This is a genomic window from Actinoplanes sp. NPDC051346 (genome assembly GCF_040682215.1).
Lineage (GTDB): Bacteria > Actinomycetota > Actinomycetes > Mycobacteriales > Micromonosporaceae > Actinoplanes.
Genome location: NZ_JBFBAJ010000002.1, coordinates 610176 through 627688, shown reverse-complemented (window position 1 = coordinate 627688; position 17513 = coordinate 610176). Strand labels below are relative to the sequence as shown.

The 17513-nt window shown below is 72.7% G+C and carries 13 protein-coding genes and 1 pseudogene; 3 read left to right on the top strand and 11 right to left on the bottom strand.

From position 1 onward, the window contains the following. Window positions 1–11 precede the first annotated feature (11 nt). From AB0M36_RS07080 to AB0M36_RS07055, 6 genes are all read right to left on the bottom strand, one after another. Window positions 12–1154 (bottom strand): acyl-CoA dehydrogenase family protein, encoded by a 1143-nt coding sequence (locus AB0M36_RS07080; protein WP_364153642.1) that lies wholly within the window; start codon window positions 1152–1154, stop codon window positions 12–14. Then, window positions 1151–2302, bottom strand: coding sequence for a CaiB/BaiF CoA-transferase family protein (locus tag AB0M36_RS07075; RefSeq protein WP_364153639.1), 1152 nt, complete (start codon window positions 2300–2302; stop codon window positions 1151–1153). The genes AB0M36_RS07080 and AB0M36_RS07075 overlap by 4 nt, the downstream gene beginning before the upstream one ends. 89 nt (window positions 2303–2391) lie before the next feature. Further along, window positions 2392–3348, bottom strand: a complete 957-nt coding sequence (locus tag AB0M36_RS07070) for an AraC family transcriptional regulator (protein WP_364153636.1) — start codon at window positions 3346–3348, stop codon at window positions 2392–2394. 310 nt (window positions 3349–3658) lie between these two features. Further along, window positions 3659–3952 carry a hypothetical protein gene (locus AB0M36_RS07065; protein ID WP_364153633.1) on the bottom strand — a complete coding sequence of 98 codons (294 nt, stop codon included), beginning with the start codon at window positions 3950–3952 and terminating at the stop codon, window positions 3659–3661. Between the two features lie 21 nt (window positions 3953–3973). Next, the gene (locus tag AB0M36_RS07060; RefSeq protein ID WP_364153631.1) at window positions 3974–4939 is read right to left on the bottom strand and encodes a hypothetical protein; all 966 of its coding nucleotides are present in this window, start codon (window positions 4937–4939) and stop codon (window positions 3974–3976) included. 176 nt (window positions 4940–5115) lie between these two features. Then, window positions 5116–5436 carry a hypothetical protein gene (locus tag AB0M36_RS07055; protein ID WP_364153629.1) on the bottom strand — a complete coding sequence of 107 codons (321 nt, stop codon included), beginning with the start codon at window positions 5434–5436 and terminating at the stop codon, window positions 5116–5118. Between the two features lie 17 nt (window positions 5437–5453). Here AB0M36_RS07055 and AB0M36_RS07050 point away from each other — a divergent pair, with 17 nt between their 5' ends. The 3 genes from AB0M36_RS07050 (at window position 5454) to AB0M36_RS07040 (ending at window position 6460) form a co-directional block, all read left to right on the top strand. Then, window positions 5454–5606, top strand: a complete 153-nt coding sequence (locus AB0M36_RS07050) for a hypothetical protein (protein ID WP_364153627.1) — start codon at window positions 5454–5456, stop codon at window positions 5604–5606. Window positions 5607–5758: 152 nt separating this feature from the next. Continuing rightward, window positions 5759–6085, top strand: coding sequence for a hypothetical protein (locus tag AB0M36_RS07045; RefSeq protein WP_364153624.1), 327 nt, complete (start codon window positions 5759–5761; stop codon window positions 6083–6085). A gap of 27 nt (window positions 6086–6112) precedes the next feature. Next, window positions 6113–6460 (top strand): hypothetical protein, encoded by a 348-nt coding sequence (locus AB0M36_RS07040; RefSeq protein ID WP_364153622.1) that lies wholly within the window; start codon window positions 6113–6115, stop codon window positions 6458–6460. Window positions 6461–6463: 3 nt separating this feature from the next. Here the strand turns inward: AB0M36_RS07040 and AB0M36_RS07035 are convergent, their stop codons facing one another. From AB0M36_RS07035 to AB0M36_RS07015, 5 genes and pseudogenes are all read right to left on the bottom strand, one after another. Then, entirely contained in the window at window positions 6464–7504 is a 1041-nt protein-coding gene (locus tag AB0M36_RS07035) for a methyltransferase (RefSeq protein ID WP_364153619.1), read from the bottom strand. Beyond that, window positions 7504–8964, bottom strand: a complete 1461-nt coding sequence (locus AB0M36_RS07030) for an MFS transporter (protein WP_364154285.1) — start codon at window positions 8962–8964, stop codon at window positions 7504–7506. Before AB0M36_RS07030 ends, AB0M36_RS07035 begins: the two co-directional genes overlap by 1 nt. Window positions 8965–8974: 10 nt before the next feature. Continuing rightward, window positions 8975–13465 (bottom strand): annotated as a pseudogene (locus AB0M36_RS07025) (amino acid adenylation domain-containing protein); the annotation flags it as partial. Then, a complete protein-coding gene (locus AB0M36_RS07020) occupies window positions 13462–16776 on the bottom strand; it encodes an amino acid adenylation domain-containing protein (protein WP_364153616.1) in 3315 nt (1104 codons plus the stop codon). The pseudogene AB0M36_RS07025 and the gene AB0M36_RS07020, both read right to left, overlap by 4 nt. Continuing rightward, window positions 16776–17513, bottom strand: a complete 738-nt coding sequence (locus tag AB0M36_RS07015; protein ID WP_364153613.1) for a DUF6875 domain-containing protein — start codon at window positions 17511–17513, stop codon at window positions 16776–16778. The genes AB0M36_RS07020 and AB0M36_RS07015 overlap by 1 nt, the downstream gene beginning before the upstream one ends.

The window sequence follows — 17513 nt, the reverse complement described above, 5'->3', positions numbered from 1 at the left end:
AGCGGGCGGCGTCAGGAGAGCAGGGACCGGCCGATGAGTTCCTTCATGATCTCGGTCGTGCCGCCGTAGATGGTTTGTACGCGGCTGTCGGTGAAAGCCTTCGCGACCGGGTACTCGGTCATGTACCCGTATCCGCCGTGCAGTTGGAGACAACGGTCGGCGACGCGTTTGTGGAGTTCGGTCGCCCACCACTTGGCCATGGAGGCGTGGACGGCATCGAGTTCGCCGTCGACATGGTCGGCGACGCAGCGGTCGAGGAAGGTGCGGGTGACGGCGCACTCGGTGGCCATCTCGGCGATCTCGAAGCGGACGTGTTGGAGCCGGGCGAGCTCGCGTCCGAACGCCTCGCGCTCCTTGACGTACGCCGTGGTGAGTTCCAGGAGATGTTCGGCGCCGGCGATGGCCGCGACGGCGATGGCGAGCCGCTCCTGGGCGAGATTGGTCATCAGGTGGATGAAGGCGCCGTTGAGCGTGCCGAGCAAATTCTCCTTGGGTACGCGTACGTCGTGGAAGAAGAGCTCGGCGGTGTCCTGCGCCCTCTGGCCGATCTTGTCGAGGTTGCGGCCACGCTCGAAGCCCGCCATGGCGCGCTCGACCACGAGCAGGGACAAGCCGCGGGCGCCGCCCTCGGGGGTGGTCTTCGCCACGACGATCACGAGGTCGGCGAGAACGCCGTTGGAGATGAACGTCTTGGCGCCGTTGAGCAGCCAATGGTCACCGTGGTCCTCGGCGCGGGTGCGGATCCCCTGCAGGTCGGAGCCGGCACCGGGCTCGGTCATCGCGATGGCGGTGACGAGCTCACCGCTGCAGAAGCCGGGCAGCCAGCGCCGCTTCTGCTCCTCGGTGGCCAGGGAGGTGAGGTACGGACCGACCATGTCGTTGTGCAGCACCAGGGCGAGGCCGGGCGTGCCGGCGCGAGCGAACTCCTCGGCGAGCACGGTGCTGAAGCGAAAGTCGGGATCACCGCCGCCGCCATATCGCTCATCGACGGCGAGGCCGAGCAGGCCCTTGCGCCCGGCGGCCCGCCACACCTCACGAGAGACGACGCCGTCCCGCTCCCACTGCGCGTAGTGCGGCAGGACCTCCTTGGCGAGGAAGTTCCGTACGGTCTCCCGGAAAGCGTCGTGGGTGGCGGTGTAGAGCTGGCGCTTCATGCACAGGGCTCCCGGATCTCGGAATTCAGGGACGGTACGGCCCAGTCTCGGGCGACCTCGTCGGCGTCGGCGCCCGGCCGCGCCGGGCCGGTGCGGACCGCGCCGGGGGTGGCGGAGAAGCGGGGTGCCGGGGCGGGCTGGACCATTCCGGCGTACTCGACGAACGTGCCGCGGGCGGCGAGGTGCGGGTGGGTGGGAGCCTCCCGCAGCGACAGGACGGGGGCCACGCAGGCATCGGTGCCCTCGAAGACCGCCGTCCACTCCGCCCGCGTACGGGCGCGAAACCGCTCGGCGACCGCGGACCGGAGCTCGGGCCAGCGGCCGACGTCATGCCGCGCGGAGGCGATCTCCCCGAGGTCGAGCAGGCGGACGAATTCGTCGTAGAACCGCTGCTCCAGGGCGCCCACCGCCAGGTATTCACCGTCCGAGGTTGGATATGTCCCGTAGAAGGGGCAGCCCCCGTCGAGCAGGTTGACACCGCGCCGGTCCTGCCAGGCACCGGAGGCGAGCAGGCCGTGGATAAAGGTGGTGAGGTGGGCGGCGCCGTCGACGATGGCGGCGTCGACGACCTGGCCCTCGCCGTGCTCGCGCGCATGCCGGAGAGCGGCGAGGACTCCGATGACGAGGTAGAGGGAGCCGCCGGCGTAGTCCCCGACGAGATTGGCGGGGACCGTGGGCGGCCCGTCCGAATCGGGGCCGAGCATGCCGAGCGTGCCGGTGACCGCGATGTAGTCGATGTCGTGACCGGCGGCACGGGCGAGCGGCCCGGCCTGGCCCCAGCCGGTGATCCGCCCGTAGATCAGCCGGGGGTTACGCGCGTGACAGTCCTCCGGCCCGACACCGAGGCGCTCGGCGACGCCCGGCCGGTAGCCCTCGATCAGCACATCGGCCCGGTCGACCAGATCGAGAACCCGCCGTCGCCCGTCCTCGGTCTTCAGGTCGAGCAGGACCGAACGTTTGTTGCGGTTGGTCAGGTCGCGCGCCGGGTCGACGCCCAGTCCGACGTCTCCGGGCCGGTCGACCCGTACGACGTCGGCTCCCAGGTCAGCGAGGAGCATGGCCGCGAACGGACCGGGACCGATACCCGCCAGTTCCACCACCCGCACGCCGTCGAGCGGACCGGTGGGTGTGGCTGCCGCGTCGGTCATGCCCGCACGCTACGGCTCGAGGCCGACCGGTCCCCATGACCTCAGCGCTCATAGTGATTGACCGCAGCGGCCAGCGTGCCCGATCGTCCTCAGCCCGGCTGATACGAGCGCGGCGTCGATCCCGTCCAGCGCTTGAACGCCCGATGGAAGGCGCTCGGCTCGGAGAAGCCGAGCTGCGCGGAGAGCTGTTCGATGGGGAACCGCCCTCCGGTCAGAGCGGCAACGGCCACGTCGCGGCGCAGCTGGTCGCGTACCTGTTGGAAGGAGGTCTCCTCGGCGGCGAGTTGCCGGCGCAGGGTCTGGGCGCTGACCGACAGTCGGGCGGCCACCTCGTCCTGTCCGGGCAGCCGCTCCGGTAGCGACTGACTCATCACCCGCCGCACCCGAGCGGCCACCGTGCTGCCGTAGTCGATCCGGGCGAGCACGTCGGCCGGGGCGCGGCGAAGGAAGGTGCGCAGACCAGCCTCGTCCTGCAGCACCGGCTCGTCGAGCAAAGCGACACTGAACACGGCTGCGGTGCGTTCGGCCCCGAAGACGCAGGGAGCGCCGAAGAGCAGCTCGTACTCCAGAACGTGCGGCGGACAGGGATAGGCGAACTCGACGCGAAGCAGGCTGATCCGGCGCCGGATCAACCAACCGGCGAAGCGGTGCCACACCACCAGCGCCGTTTCGGCCAGGAAGTGGTCCGGGTCGTCGACCTCGGCGGAGAAGCTCATCGACGCTTCGCCGCCGGACTCGGCCAAACACGGCTGGGGGCCGTCCAGAAAGAGCCGGTAGAAGTCCCCGCCGCGACGCAGCGCTGACCGCAGATCCGGGCAGTGCACGACCGCGTGGCACATCATCGCGAACGTGCCGACCTTGAGGGGCTTCGCGGCCAGGCCCAGCAGTTCGTCGTCGAGGGTGTCCCACAACAATCGGATCAGCCGGGCGAACTGCTCCGTCGACACCCGGGCGCGGTCGAGCTCCACCAGCGCCGGCGGAATGCCGGCCGCCTGCAGCATCGCGGTGGTGTCCACGCCTTGACGGCGGGCTCCGCGCAGAGCCATTCGTACGTGGTGGATGGCCACCGATCGGGTCACCATGCCGACGACCGCCCGATCCGACCGACAGAGGTCAGTGGCGGGCTCATGACCCATGATCGTACGTCCAGCAGAGCTGATGTACCCGAGCGCGGTGTCCGACGGCAACGCCTGACGCGCCGACCTGATGCTGCACGGGTCCACCCCGGACACCGGTTCGCGCTGTCCCGCGCCGGCAGCCTTGCCACCCGAATACCGCTGGCGATCCGGGTAATCGTCGCTGCGATCGCCTACTAGCGGCGATGTTGGTGATTTCAAGCCAGATGCGAATCCTTGGTTACGGTTTCGGATGCCGTTCATCGAGGAGGTCGTCGAGCTGCTGTGCGGTCTCGCTGGTCAGCCGTTCCTTCTCGTCGCCATCGAGCCGGTCGTAGTATGCCGAGAAGCGCTCGAAGGCTGAGCTGAGCGCCTCGCCGTAGGCATCGGAAGCGACGGCTTCGCGGAGGTTGACCCGCCCGGAAAGCACGCCTTCGGCCAACTCCCGCAGCAGCGGCTCGGAGCCGTTGGCCAGGGTCGTGAGGCTGGTACGCAGAAACTTGGCGAGCCGAGGGTCGCCGGCGATCTCATACACACTGTCATGCATCGATGTTCCTCATCGGTGAGGGTCTTCGGGGACGAGGGGGTTGCGGTAGCTACCGCCGGCGACCTCCGGCATCTGAACGCTTTCCAAGCTGGCCACGCCGGTCTGCGTGATGCCGATGAGGGCTTGAGTGGCGGCGTAGACGCTGGCCATGACCTTGGTGGCCTCGGCCCACATGTCGAGCATGCGAGCCACCTCGATGGCGGCAACGCCGTAGCCGACAACCGCGCCGACGCCGGTTTCCGCGGTGACGGTGCCGGCCGCGGCGGCGATGCCGGCGATGATCGCCGCGTCCAGTAGTCCCTTGATGATGCCGGAGACGGACTCGCCGGCGTTGTACGCGCCCTCGGCCGCCAGCTCGAACTGCTTGGCCACCACGCGCATGGGATGGCCCATGGCGTCCAGCTTTGCGGCGAGGTCGGTGAAGTGCTGATCGGCGGCCTCGGCCGCATGGCCCTGCCACTGCGCGCGTAGCGAGATGGCCCCGCCCTGGAGGTTGTAGCCGAGGTCGGTGGTGGCGTCCGCGGCGTTGCCGAGTGCTTTGCCTGCCTTGGCGAGGGCTTGCCAGTCGCCGAGGAAGAAGTCGGTCGCTTCGCCGAGGATGTCGTAGCCGAACACCCAGTCGATACCCTTGAGCGCCCAGTGCGAGATGCTGATGTTGTCCAGGACGGCCAGAGGGTGACTCAGCTCGACGTCACCCACCGCGGCCAAGCGGCCGGACGGATCGCGGGAGTCCGCGAACGAGGGACCACAGGGGTTACCAGCCCACGCCTGCTCCAGCGCCGTCAGGCCGGCGCGGTCGGGGCGGTCTGGCAGGGTAGCGTCCATACGCGCCGCGGCGTTGACATCGGTCCGGCGGTAATAGGCGGCGGAATCGGTAAGCCCGTCCTGGTCATGTTCGAGCAACGTGCCGACTTTGTTCAGATTCGCTTGCGCGGCAGCGAACGCGCGGGGCCCGTTCTCCCCCAAGAGTTTCATCAACCCGCCGCTGGACCATGTTCCGTCCGGCGGCGGGTACCGGTGCAGGTAGCCACCGATCGCGCGGGCGTCCCCGCTAGCCCGGCCGACCTGTTTCGCGTACCCGTCGAGACCCTCCGGGGCCACCGTGAACGTCATGAACTGCCTTCCCCCGTTGACTTGCACACTTGCCCTGTTCAGGACGCCAGGTTCGCCACCACGACGATTTCCAGAACGCCTAGAACGGTGCAGCCCCACGCCCACCAGAGACGCTGTCGCCCTGCGAAAACGTCCCTGGTCAGCTGGACAATGACTCCCAACACCCCACCGGCGATCAGGAGTACGCATCCGGGCGCGGCCGCCCACGACAGACGACCGCCCACCATCAAGAAAATTAGGGCAAACGCGAAGATGCCACCCAGGATGTTCAGTGCAGCGGCGTAGAACCGGACGCGCCCGACGGCATCGCTCTCCGACTCCGCCGCGAACTGACGCCGAAGCTCCTCACGAAATGACATTGCCCGAGGGTACAGGCATGACCGGCGTCGCCGGACCATGGTCAATGGCGGGCACCAGTCAGGCGCCGTGGCCGCGACCGCATCGCCTGGTAGCGACCGTGCCGCTGTACGGAACGCTGCGTAACGGTGTCCGGTTCATCGGCGCCGACACCATCCGGGTGCTGAAATAGCACTCATGATGACGGCCCCTTTCGTCACCTTCGCCGCGTTCATACCCCGCCAGTACCGCGGGACATGACACCAACGCGCTCTGCCGGGACCGGCCACACCGGCCGATCGTATTCCCGCGACACCGCCGGCCCGACACGAAAGAAGCGACAGCATGCGAGCGAGCGACGTGACCCAACGGCTACCGCTGCCGGTACGGGTAATCATCGCGAGCATCCTCATGGCCGTCGGCGCGTACTTCGCCGCCGCCTTCAGCTTTGTAGCGGCGCTCAACTACGGAGGGGGCCCGATCTCCTATCATCCCTGGAAACTCTGGTTCACACTGTTCTGCGCGGGCGTCGTAGCGTGCATCGCTGTACCGAGCATCGCCTGGTGGCTGCTCCTGCCCCGGGCCCGCTGGTTCGGGCCCGCCGCATTGCTGGCGCTCCAGACCATCTGGATCGCGGTATTCGTCTACTACCGCGTAACGCCGTCGAGTTGATCCACAGCCTTGCCAGCGGGAGAGCGAGTGGCAAGTAACGACAGCGGGGGATTCGGCGCAGCCGGCAAGCCGGCCCAGAGCCTCGCCACCCGGATACCGCTGGCGATCCGGGTAGTCGTCGCTGCGGTCGCGATGGTCATCGGCGCGGCGCTAGCCTCTTTTTGCACCATCATGGCGGTCTTCCAATACGGCGGAGGCTTCCTGGCCGACGAGCCTCGGCTGCCATTGCTCGCGCTCTACACGCTCGGCATACCCGTATGCCTCACAATTCCGATCATCACCTGGTGGTTCCTGCTGCCCCGAGCTCGCTGGTTCGGCATCGCCGCCCTGGTCCTCACCGAGGCCGCCTGGATCTTGTTGACCGCCTTCTTCTGACACCTACGATCTGGACGCCCGTACGGCCGTCACCAGATGGTCGGTGGGTGAGCGTTCCAGCACGTGCCGGTCCACGCTGGTGAAGCCGGCGTCGGTCAGCAGCGTGGTCAGCTCGGCGTAGCCGTACGCCCGGCCGCCCTGGGTGTGGAACAGGTTGAGGCTGAACGCCTCGACGAACGCCTCCCCCGGCCCCGGCGGCCGGCCGGCATCGGCGAGGGGCTCCAGCAGGAGCAGCCGGCCTCCGGGGCGCAGGGCGGCCGCCACCCGGCCGAGCAGCGTCGCGACCTCCGCCGGGCGGTAGCCGTGCACGATGTTGAACAGCAGGGCCACGTCGTGCCCGGTGCCGAGGTCGGCGGTGAAGAGGTCTCCCGGGCACAGCTCGACGCGGTCCGCGAGGCCCGCGGCCGCCACGGTCGCCCGGCCTTGTTCCAGCGCGCCGGCTAGGTCGACCACCTTCGCCCGCAGTTCTGGGTACGCGGTGCACAGTGCCACCGGGTACGCGGCGTGCCCGCCGCCGAGGTCCAGCAGGCTGGCCGGCCCGGCCGGCACCGGTACCCGCGGGACAACCTCCGTGGCCAGCCAGCCGGCGAGTCGGCGCAGCATGGTGTGGAAGTCGGCGAGGGTGTCGGGGCGCGTGTCCAGCCAGGCGTAGAAGTCACCGTCCGGCTTGCCGCGTCGCAGCGACTCCTCCAAGCCGCCCCACCGTTCGGTCAGCACGGTGTGCCAGAACGACAGTACGGGCGCGTAGCTGTCGGGTTTCTCGCGCAACAGCCAGCGGGCCGCGTCGGGGCTGTTGGTGTACGCGCCGCCGGCGCGGGTCAGATACCCGAAGGCGACGAGGGTGTCGCACAGGACGCGGGCGCCGACGGGGTCGAGGTCCAATCGGTCGGCCAGCTCGTCCGCAGGGAGCGCCCCGTGGGTGAGGGCCTCGAAGACGCCGAGCCGCTGCGCGGTTCCGGCGGCGTGGAAACCGACTGTGCTGAGCAGGTCGAGGTGGGCGCCCGGGATCCCGGCGGCCTCCTCGGGGGTCAGTGGTACCGGCATCAGCCGACTCCTTCCCGGACGGTGGAATCCTCGGACGTTCCGGCTGCCGACGCGGCCGTTCCGCCGGGCGGGCCGGCGTCTCTGCCGGGCGGGCGGGCATCGGTAGCGGTCGCGGCGAGCGGGGCGGTGTCGAGGTCCTTTGCGTCGGGCAGGTCGTCCACCCGGCGCAGGCTGGGCACGGCGTACGCGGCGGCGGCGAGCGCGAGCATCGCCACGCCGGTCACGGCGAAGATCAGGGCGATGCCGCGGCCGGGGCCGGTGCCGAGCAGCGCGCCCGGGCCGGCGGCGAGCGCACCACCGTCGCGCATCAGTGGCTCGGCGACCCGGTCCGCCAGGGGCCCGGCGGCGACGTACGCCAGCGGCACGGCGGCGTCGCCGACGACCCGGGCGGTGGCCATCACGCGGCCGAGCACGGCCGACTCCACCTTGGTCTGCAGCAGCGTCATCGCCGCGGTGTTGATGACCGGCAGGGTGAACAGGAACGCCGGTGCCACGACCGCGATCAGCCACGGCGACGGGGCGAGGGAGTGCAGCGCCAGCGCCACGCCGCCGGCGGCGAGTCCGGCGTGGATGCCGGTGACCCGCCGGCGCGGCCCGCCCCAGGCGCTCATCAGGAGACTTCCGGCGAAGAGCCCGGCACCTCCGGCGAACATCAGCGCGCCGAGGGTCGCCGCCGTGGCGAAGGACAGGATGAGGGGCTGGACGAGTACCCCGGCGAGGGCGAAGAGCGCGTTGTAGAGGCCGAAGACGACGAGCAGTGCCGGCAGCCCGGGCCGCTCGCGCAGGTGACGCCAGCCCGCCGCCGCATTCCGCCAGGCCGGTCCCGGTGGCCCGGCAGGGGTCCCGGCGCCGCCCGCGCCGGCCGGCCGGGTCACCTCTAGTGGCATCCGCACCACGAGCAGCGTGGCCGCGGCGACCGCGAACGTGCCCAGGTCGAGCGCGATCACGCCGCCCACGCCGATCGACGCGACGAGAGCTCCGGCGAGCAGTGGCGCCGCGATCTGTACGGCGCGCCCGGCCTGCATCATCCCGTTGAACCGGGCGAGGTGCCGCTTGCCGACGAGTCGCGGCGTCAGGGACGCGTAACTGATCTGGTGCAGCACGCCGGCCGCCGCACCGACCGCGGTGGTGACGTAGATATGCCATACCGCCAGCACATCGGCTGTGTACAGGATTGCGACGGCACCGGTGGCGAGCGCCGCGACGGCGTCGGCGCCCAGCATCAACCGGCGCCGGTCCCACCGGTCGGCGAGAACGCCGGCGAACGGCGCCGCCAGGATCGCCGGCAGTGTGCTCGCCAGGAAGATCATCGCGAACTGGCTGACCGAGCCGGTGCGCTGGTACACCCAGACGCCCAGGACGAACGCCGTCAGGCTGGAGCCGACCAGCGACACGAGCTGTCCCGCCCAGACGGTGACCAGCAACCGGACCCGCCGGGGGTCGACGCGCTCCGGCGGCACAGTGGCAGTCTCAGGCACGTCGGCTCCCCATGGTCGGCCGGTCGAGGGCACCGGCGCGGACGGTGGCCGGACCGTCGAGGGCACCGGCGCGGACGGTGGCCGGACCGTCGAGGGCACCGGCGCGGACGAGGTGGTCGAGGTAGCGGTGGAGCAGCGCGGCATCGACCGGCGGGCAGGGCGCACCGGCCGCCGCCTCGGTCGCCGAGCAGTCGAAGCGGGGCTGGCCGCCACCCGGCGTCCCCGCCTCATCGGCCGGCGGTGGGAAGAGCGGCGCGAACGCCGCCAGAGCGGCGTCGGGGCGGGCGAGCAGAGCCGCCCGCCAGCGCGGGTACGGCATCGGCTCGACCTGATAGCCGTACCCGGCCAGGGCGGCGGCCAGCTCGTCGTGGCCGAGGGTCCGGCCGTAGAAGTGCCAGTCGCTTGCGGCGCCCTGGCGGGACAGCCGGCCGATCGCCGCCGCCACGTGGTTCACCGGGGCCAGGTCGGCCGGCATGCCGAGATCCGGTACGCCGCCGAGCTGCACGCACGTGACGAGCAGCCGGCTGAACCAGTCGTCGACGTTGCCGACGCCGGTGGTGGCGTCGCCGGTGACCCGGGCCGGTCGGTAGATCGAGACCGGCAGGCCGCGTTCGCGGGCGGCGCGGGCGAGGGCGTCCGCCACCCATTTGCTGGCGTTGTACCCGTCGCCGAGCCCGCTGTCGTCCGGCGGGTCGCTCTCGCGCACGGTGGTGCCGATCCGGCCGGAGGTCAGGTAGACGCCCAGCGTGGACACCAGGTGCACGGCGCACGGCCGGCCCCGCCCGGCGAGTCGCAGCACCTCGAGCGTGCCCGCCACGTTCGCCGGGCGCAGGGCCGCGTACGCATGGAGGAAGTTGACGGCGCCACCGTTGTGGTAGACGGCGTCGACCGTGTCGGCGAGCCGGTCGGCGACGGCGGCGGTCAGCCCCAGGTTCGGCGCGGCCAGGTCGCCGGGGAGCCCGGTGAGGCGCTCGGCGTCGGTGGCGCGCCAGAGCCCGTAGCGGGCCAGGTTCTCCCGGACCCGGGCGAGCGCGGCATCGCCGGTGGCGGCTCGCACGAGGCAGTACACCTGGGCCGTACCGGCGTCGAGCAGGTCGCGCAACAGGTAGGCGCCGAGGAAGCCGGTAGCGCCGGTGATCAGTGCGGACACCGGTACGGCCGGCGGCGCCCCGGTGGGTAGCGCCGCGCAGACATCGTCGGGCAGGTCCGCGTCGGCCCGCAGCGTCCGCTCCAGCTCCGCCGCCGCGCCACCGTCCGTCGAGGTCCCGGACCGGGCGCCGTCCACGAGGGAGGCCAGCGCACCGAGGTCGGCGGCGGCCAGGACGGCCCGGACGGGCAGCTCGGCGCCCAGTTCCCCGGCGATCCGGGCGATCAGCGGTCCGGCCAGCAGCGAGTGCCCGCCGACGTCGAAGAAGCTGTCCCCGGCACCGATCGGTGTCGCCGTACCGGTCAGGTCGGCCCAGATCCGCGCGAGGTGCCTCTCGGTGCCGGTTCGCGGGGGAACATGTGCCGCCGCCGAGGTGGCCGAGCCGGGCGGTGGCAGAGCCGCCTCGTCCAGCTTGCCGTGCCGGTTCAGCGGCAGCGCGGCGACGGCCACGAACGCCGCCGGTACGAGATATTCGGGCAGGCGTTCGCGCAGTGCCCGCCGCCAGGCGACCGCCGGTGGCGGGTCGTCGCCGACCACGTACGCGATCAGCTCGGGGCGGGCGACCACGGCGACCTGACGGACGCCGGGCAGCGCGGCGACCGCGGCCTCGACCTCGCCCAGCTCGATCCGGTGCCCGCGGATCTTGACCTGCCGGTCGGCGCGGCCGAGAAACTCCAGGCTGCCGTCCGCCCGCTGCCGGGCGAGGTCGCCGGTGCGGTACATGCGGGCGCCGGGCCGGTCCGCGAACGGATCCGGCGGGAATCGGTCCGCGGTGCTGGCGGGGTCGGCGAGGTAGCCGCGGGCCGGGGCGGCGCCGCCGAGGTGGAGTTCGCCGGTCACCCCGACCGGCACCTCACGCTGGGCGCCATCGAGCACGTACGCCCGTACGTTCGGCAGCGGAACGCCGATCGGTAGCTGGGCGCCGGAGGTCTCGGCGGCGTCGACGCTGCGGTGGGTGGTGGCGCAGACCGTCCCCTCGGTGGGGCCGTAGTGGTTGACCAGCGGCACCCTGCCGCCGGTCAGCGCGGCCCACCGCCGCACGGCGAGGACCGGAACCGCCTCGCCGCCGACCATCATGAGCCGCAGTGCCCGGGGGATCTCGGCGGGGCGGACGTCGGCGAGGTCGGCCACCCAGCGGCGCCACAGCGGCGCGGGGGCGTCGACGGCGGTGACGCCGTGCCGTGCGCAGAAGGCCAGCAGCGCCGCACCGGTCAGCTCCGCGGGCCGCTCACACAGCACCAGCGCGGCCCCGCTGACCAGCGCCGGGAACACGTCGCCGACGGAGGCGTCGAAGCTGAGCGGCGGCAGCATGAGCAGCCGGTCGGCCGGGGTGAACCCGTGCACCTCGACGAAACCGTGTACGAGGTTGACCAGGCTGCGGTGGTCCACCTGCACACCCTTGGGGGCGCCGGTGGAGCCGGAGGTGTAGATGACGTACGCGAGCTGGTCGGGGTGGTGGGTGGCCGCGCCGCTCGGCGGGTCGTCCGGTTCGGGGCCGTCGGGTGCCAGCACCGTACCGGCGTACCCGTCAATACCCGTGTCCGCGACCAGCATTGGCGCACCGGCGTGGGTGAGCAGCGCGGCGAGGCGGGCCGGCGGATGGCCCGGGTCGAGCGGCAGATATCCGGCACCGGCGCGCAGGATGCCCAGGATCGCGACGATCGCGGCGGGTGAGGCGCGCAGCGCCAGCCCGACCGGGACCTCGGGGCCTGCGCCGGCGGCGCGCAGCCTCCGGGCCAGCCGGTCGGCGCGGTCCAGCAGTTCGCCGTAGCTGACGACCTCGTCGCCGGCGACGACGGCCGGTGCGTCAGGCTGGGCGGCGGCCCGGGCGGCGACCAACTCGGCGACGTTCGCGCCCGGGTACTCCCGGCGGCTGCCCCGCCAGCCGGCCTGCGCCGCGCGCTCCGCCGGGCCGCGGACGTCCAGCTCGGACAGCCGGGTGTCGGGCCGGTCGACGAGCGCGGCCAGCACCTGCCGGTACCGGTCGATCAACCGGTCGACCGTGGCCGCGTCGTAGAGGTCGGTGTCGTGGTCGACGATGACTCGCAGCCCGGCGCCGGTGTCATCCACGAAGAACGTGAGGTCCATCCGGGTCGTGTCGCGAGTGAAGCCGAGCGGTTCGAGCGCGAGACCGGCCACGGCACGGCCGCCCGTCGCGCGGGGCGGGTTGAGCACGAACATGACCTGGAACAGCGGGTTGCGACCGTCCCGGCGGGACACCCGGGCGGCCTCCACGATCCGGTCGAACGGCAGTCCGGCGTGGTCGATCGCCTCGACGTACCCGGCCTTGACCCGGTCCAGCGCGTCGGCCAGGGTCGGGTCGCCGCCGAGGTCGGTGCGGATCGGGACGCTGTTGACGAACATGCCGACCGCGTCGGCCAGTTCCGGCCGGTCCCGGGTGGTCACCGGAGAGCCGACGCAGACGTCGTCGCCGCCGGTGAGCCGCGCGAGCAGCACCTGCAACGCGGCGAGGAGCACCGCGAACCGGGTGGCGCCGTGTGCCCGGCAGACCTCGTCGACGCCGTCGCGCAGGCCGGCCGGGAACCGGTGCTCGCGGGTGCCACCGCGCCCGGAGGCGGTGGCGGGGCGGGGCCGGTCGGTGGGCAGGTCGAGGCCGTCGGGTACGCCGTCGAGCCGCCGCGCCCAGTAGGCGCGTTGCTGGCTCAGCCCCTCGCCTCCGTCCCGATCGCGCAGCCAGAGCGCGTAATCCGGGTATTGGCACCCGACCGGCGGCAGCTCCGGCCGCTGCCCGGCCTGCAGGGCAGCGTAGGCGGCGAACAACTCGCGGACGATCACCGCGATCGACCGGTCGTCGCCGACGATGTGGTGCGTGGCCAGCACCAGCGCGTGGTCCTCGGCGCCCAGCCGGATCAGCAGCGCCCGCAGCAGTGGCGGGGCGGCCAGGTCGAACGGGGTCTCGATCTCGGCGCGGACGGCCTGGTCGACGGCGGCGGCGTCCGCGCCGGGCAGCTCAGCGCGGCGAATCCGGACCCGGGCCCGCGGGTCGCCCGGGGCGAGGACCCGCTGCCCGGCGCCACCGTCGGCGTCGGGGATCAGCCCGGTGCGCAGCGCCTCGTGCCGCGCCACCACGGTGTCGACGGCGCCCTGCAACGCCTCCGGGTCGAGCGGTCCACGCAGCCGGGCCGCCCACGACAGCACGTACGCGGAGCTGCCGGGGCTCAACCGGTCGAGGAACCACAACCCTTCCTGCAGCGGGGACAGCGGCACCGGCCGGTGGGGTTCACGGCGAGCGATGGGCGTTTCGGTGCGGGCCAGGCCACGCTCGGCGAGCAGCCGGCGCAGCAACGCCTGGCGGTCGGTCGCGTCGGTCGTCATGCGTCCCCCAGCAGCACGCGTACCTCGTCGTCGGACATCGCCGCCACGTCACGGTGCAGCGCGGCGACCTCGTCCACATGGCCGGGTCGCGGTTCCAGGCGGTGCAGGACGTCGGCCAGCAACGCGACGGTCGGCGCCTCGAACAGCGCCCGGAGCGGCACGTCGACGGAGAACAGCGCCGACACCCGGGCGAGCGCCTGCGCCCCGAGCAGCGAGTGGCCGCCGAGCCGGAAGAAGTCGTCGTGGGCGCCGACCCGGGCCACGCCGAGCACGTCGCACCACACCTCGGCCAGCACCTGCGCCACCAGGCCGTCCGGGGCGACGTACTCCCCCGCCTCCGCGTCGGTCCAGGCCGGTGGTGGAAGTGCCGCCCGGTCCGTCTTGCCGTTGGCGTTGCGGGGCAGTTCCGCCAGCGGCACCGCGGCGGCCGGAAGCATGTACTCGGGCAGCCGGGCGGCGAGCCGGGGCCGCAGCGCCGCCCACAGCCCGTCGACGGCTGCCGCCCCCGTTCCGCCGGCCGGCACGAGGTAGGCGACGAGCCGCACATCACCTCCCCCGCCGTCCCAGGTGGTCACGACCGCGTCGGCGACCTCGGGTTGCGCCCGCAGCAGCTCCTCGATCTCGCCGAGCTCGATCCGGAAGCCGCGCACCTTGACCTGATGGTCGGCTCGCCCCAGGTACTCCAGCCGTCCGTCGGGCCGGTACCGGGCCAGATCGCCGGTCGCGTACAGGCGGGCGCCGGGCCGGCCGCCGAACGGGTCCGGCCGGAACCTGTCGGCGGTCAGGCCCGGGCGGCCGTGGTAGCCGCGGACCACGCCGAGGCCGCCGATGTGCACCTCGCCGACCACCCCGGCCGGAACCGGCTGCCCGGCCCGGTCGAGCACGTAGAGGCGGGTGTTGGCGATCGGGACGCCCAGGTCGATGCCGGCCGGGGCGGGCGGGACCTCGGTCGCGGCGGACCAGACCGTCGTCTCGGTCGGCCCGTAGCAGTTCCACAGGGCGGCGTGGTCGGCGCGCAGGGCGTCGGCGAGGTCGCGGGGCAAGGCCTCGCCACCGCAGAGCCGCAGCCGCAGACCCTCGGGCACGCCACCGGCGGCGAGCAGCAGCCGCCAGGTGGCCGGGGTGGCCTGCATCGCGGTGATCTGCTCCGCGGCGAGCAGGCGGCGCAGCGCGGCACCGTCGGCGGCCACCGCGGCGCCGACGACGGTAAGCCGGGCGCCGGTGACGAGTGGCAGCAGCAGCTCCAGGACCGAGATGTCGAACGACAGCGTGGTGACCGCCGCGAACCTGTCTTCCGGGCCGATGCCGACGGCGTCCACGAAGCCGGCGAGCAGGTTGACCACGGCGGCGTGCGGGACCGCGACGCCCTTCGGCCGGCCGGTCGATCCGGACGTGTAGATCAGGTACGCCAGCCCGTCCGGGTGAGCCGGTGCGGGCGGCGTAGGGCCCGCCGCGGCCAACACGGCGGCGTCATCGTCGAGGCAGACGACCTCGGCGACGCCGGCGAGCGCCGCGCCCAGGCGGGCCCGTACGGCCCGGTCGGTCACGAGCACCCGCGTACCGGAGTCGGCGATCATGTACCGCAGCCGGTCGGCCGGGAGCGCCGGGTCGAGGGGCAGGTAGCCGCAGCCGGCCGCCCAGACCCCGAGCATGGTGGTGACGAGCCGCCCGCCGCGCTCCAGGCAGATCGCCACCGGACTGTCCGGGGTGACGCCGCGCTCGCGCAGCACCGCCGACAGCCGGGCCGCGTCGCCGTGCAGCCTGGCGGCGGTCCACTGGCCGTCGGGGCCGGTGACGACCGCGGCGGTCGCCGCCGGGTCCGGCTCATCCAGGAGCAGTTCCAGCGCGCTGCCGACCGGCGGCAGCTCCCGGTCGGTGGCGTTCCACTCGACCAGCGTCCGCCACCGCTCGACCCCGCTGAGCAGCCCGATCTCGGCGACCGGCCGGTCTGGATCGGCGAGGCCCACGTCCATCAGCGTGAGCAGGTGCCGGACGAACCGTTCGATCGTGGCCGCGTCGAACAGGTCGGTGCTGTACTCCACGGCGAGCCGCAGGTCGTCGCCGTCGGGCACCCCGACGAGTGTGAGGTCGACCTTCGCCGTACCGCTGTCGAGCCCGAGCGAGGTGGCGCTGGTGCCGGCGAGATCCAGCGCGGCGCTCGGGGCGTTCTGCATGATGAGCTGCGCCTGGAAGATCGGGGCGTGGCCGAGGCTGCGGGCCGGGCGCAGCTCTTCCACCAGCTTCTCGAACGGCACGTCGGCGTGGCCGAGTCCGTTCAGGACCGCCTCTTTCGCCCGGCGGACGAGCTCGGCGAAGCCCGGGTTCCCGGCGGTGGAGACGCGCAGCGGCAACGAATTCACGAAGAAGCCGATCAGCGGCTCGACGTCGGGGTGCGTCCGCCCGGCGACCGGGGTGCCGACCACCACGTCGGACTGCCCGCTGTATCGCGACAGCAGCGCCTGGAACGCGGCGAGCAGCGTCATGAACGGCGTGGCCTTGTGCAGCCGGGCGAAGTCATGCAGCCGGGCGGTGAGCGCCGGGCCGGCCGCCGCGTAGTGCACCGCGCCCCGGTAGGACTGGGTGGCGGGGCGGGACCGGTCGGTCGGCAGACTCAGCAGTGCCGGGGCACCGGCGAGGGCGTCGCGCCAGTACGCGAGCTGGCGGGTCAGCTCCTCGCTTCCCGGGGCCAGCCGCTCCCGCTCCCAGACCGCGAACTCCCCGTACTGGGTGGGCAGCGGCGCCAGCCCGGGGTCGGTGCCGGCCCGGGCGGCGGCGTACGCGGCGTTCAGCTCGGCGTGGAGCACCCCGAGCGACCAGGCATCGGAGACGATGTGGTGCAGGCACAGCGCGAGGTAGTGCACGTCGTCGTCGGCGCGGACCAGCAGCGCGCGGACGAGCGGACCGGTGACGAGATCGAACGGGCGGGTGGCCTCCGCCCACATCAGCCGCTGCGCCTCGACTTCCCGGGCGGCGGGGTCGGCGCCCGGATCGGCGGCGGCCAGGTCGGTGATGGTCAGCTGGGCCGGGCGCGGAGGGTGGACGAGTTGCACGGGTTCCCCGCCGGAGTCGGCGAAGGTGGTCCGCAGCGCCCCGTGCCGGGCCACCACGGTGTCCAGCGCGACCCGCAGCGCCGCGTGGTCCAACGGGCCGACGACGCGGGACGCCACCGGAATGTTGTAGACGGGATCGCCGGGGTGGAACCTGTCCAGGAACCACAACCGGCGCTGACCGGACGAGAGCGGGTACGCGCGCGGCGCCTGTGCCCGCCGGGCGAGCAGCCGGGCCACCTGAGCGCGCTTGTCCTCGTTCATCACACCTCCTGCGGCTGCGGCGCGGCAACGAGACCGGGGTCGTTCCCGATCGCGAGGCCGGGTTCCGGTAGTCCCCAGCGGGCCGCCTCGGCCGCCGCCCGGCGACGCAGCCCGGCCGGTAGCACCTGGCCGAACACCCGCAGGTAAGCGGCGACGAGGTCGCGGTCACCGGCGAGGAACGGAAAGTCGGTGACGACCATGTGCCGGATCGCCAGCAGCGGCAACGGGCTGCGCAGCGGCCGGAAGTCCGCGTTCCACAGCCCGGCTTTCGGGGGTGGGCCACCGTGGAACTCACCGATCATCAGCCCGTCGGCGACGTACCGTGGCTTGAGCCGTTCCTGGGTGGCGTCGACCACGGCGGCCGCCGCCTCGACCGGCAGATCCGGGAAGACCAGCAGGATCGTCTTGAACTGGGCGCCCGGCCCGGTGACCGGCTCCAGCCGCCGGAACCAGTCCCGGTACTCCACGAGCAGCGATTCCAGGGCCGCGGCGTCGATCGACGTCCCCCGCCGCACCGCGAGGTAGAACGAGCCGCGCTCCAGTGACGCCTGGGCGTACGGGCAGACCGGCCCGCGACGGCCCAGCTCGGGGTGCGGGCGGCAGAGGTACTCGCGGGCCCAGCGCACGACCGCGCGGAGCTGGTCGACGGCGCCCGCGGCCGCCGGATGGGGCTCGGTGGCGGCCAGGTCGGCGACCTCGAACAGCAGGGTGCCGGGGTGGTCGGGGTGCGTCAGCAT

What these genes read in the sequence shown, in the direction of transcription:
- AB0M36_RS07080 (WP_364153642.1), bottom strand. Translation starts at nt 1,154, where the DNA reads ATGAAGCGCCAGCTCTACACCGCCACCCACGACGCTTTCCGGGAGACC.
- AB0M36_RS07075 (WP_364153639.1), bottom strand. Translation starts at nt 2,302, where the DNA reads ATGACCGACGCGGCAGCCACACCCACCGGTCCGCTCGACGGCGTGCGG.
- AB0M36_RS07070 (WP_364153636.1), bottom strand. Translation starts at nt 3,348, where the DNA reads ATGGCTCTGCGCGGAGCCCGCCGTCAAGGCGTGGACACCACCGCGATG.
- AB0M36_RS07060 (WP_364153631.1), bottom strand. Translation starts at nt 4,939, where the DNA reads ATGAAACTCTTGGGGGAGAACGGGCCCCGCGCGTTCGCTGCCGCGCAA.
- AB0M36_RS07055 (WP_364153629.1), bottom strand. Translation starts at nt 5,436, where the DNA reads ATGTCATTTCGTGAGGAGCTTCGGCGTCAGTTCGCGGCGGAGTCGGAG.
- AB0M36_RS07050 (WP_364153627.1), top strand. Translation starts at nt 5,454, where the DNA reads ATGACCGGCGTCGCCGGACCATGGTCAATGGCGGGCACCAGTCAGGCG.
- AB0M36_RS07045 (WP_364153624.1), top strand. Translation starts at nt 5,759, where the DNA reads ATGCGAGCGAGCGACGTGACCCAACGGCTACCGCTGCCGGTACGGGTA.
- AB0M36_RS07035 (WP_364153619.1), bottom strand. Translation starts at nt 7,504, where the DNA reads ATGCCGGTACCACTGACCCCCGAGGAGGCCGCCGGGATCCCGGGCGCC.
- AB0M36_RS07020 (WP_364153616.1), bottom strand. Translation starts at nt 16,776, where the DNA reads ATGAACGAGGACAAGCGCGCTCAGGTGGCCCGGCTGCTCGCCCGGCGG.
- AB0M36_RS07015 (WP_364153613.1), bottom strand. Translation starts at nt 17,513, where the DNA reads ATGCTGACGCACCCCGACCACCCCGGCACCCTGCTGTTCGAGGTCGCC.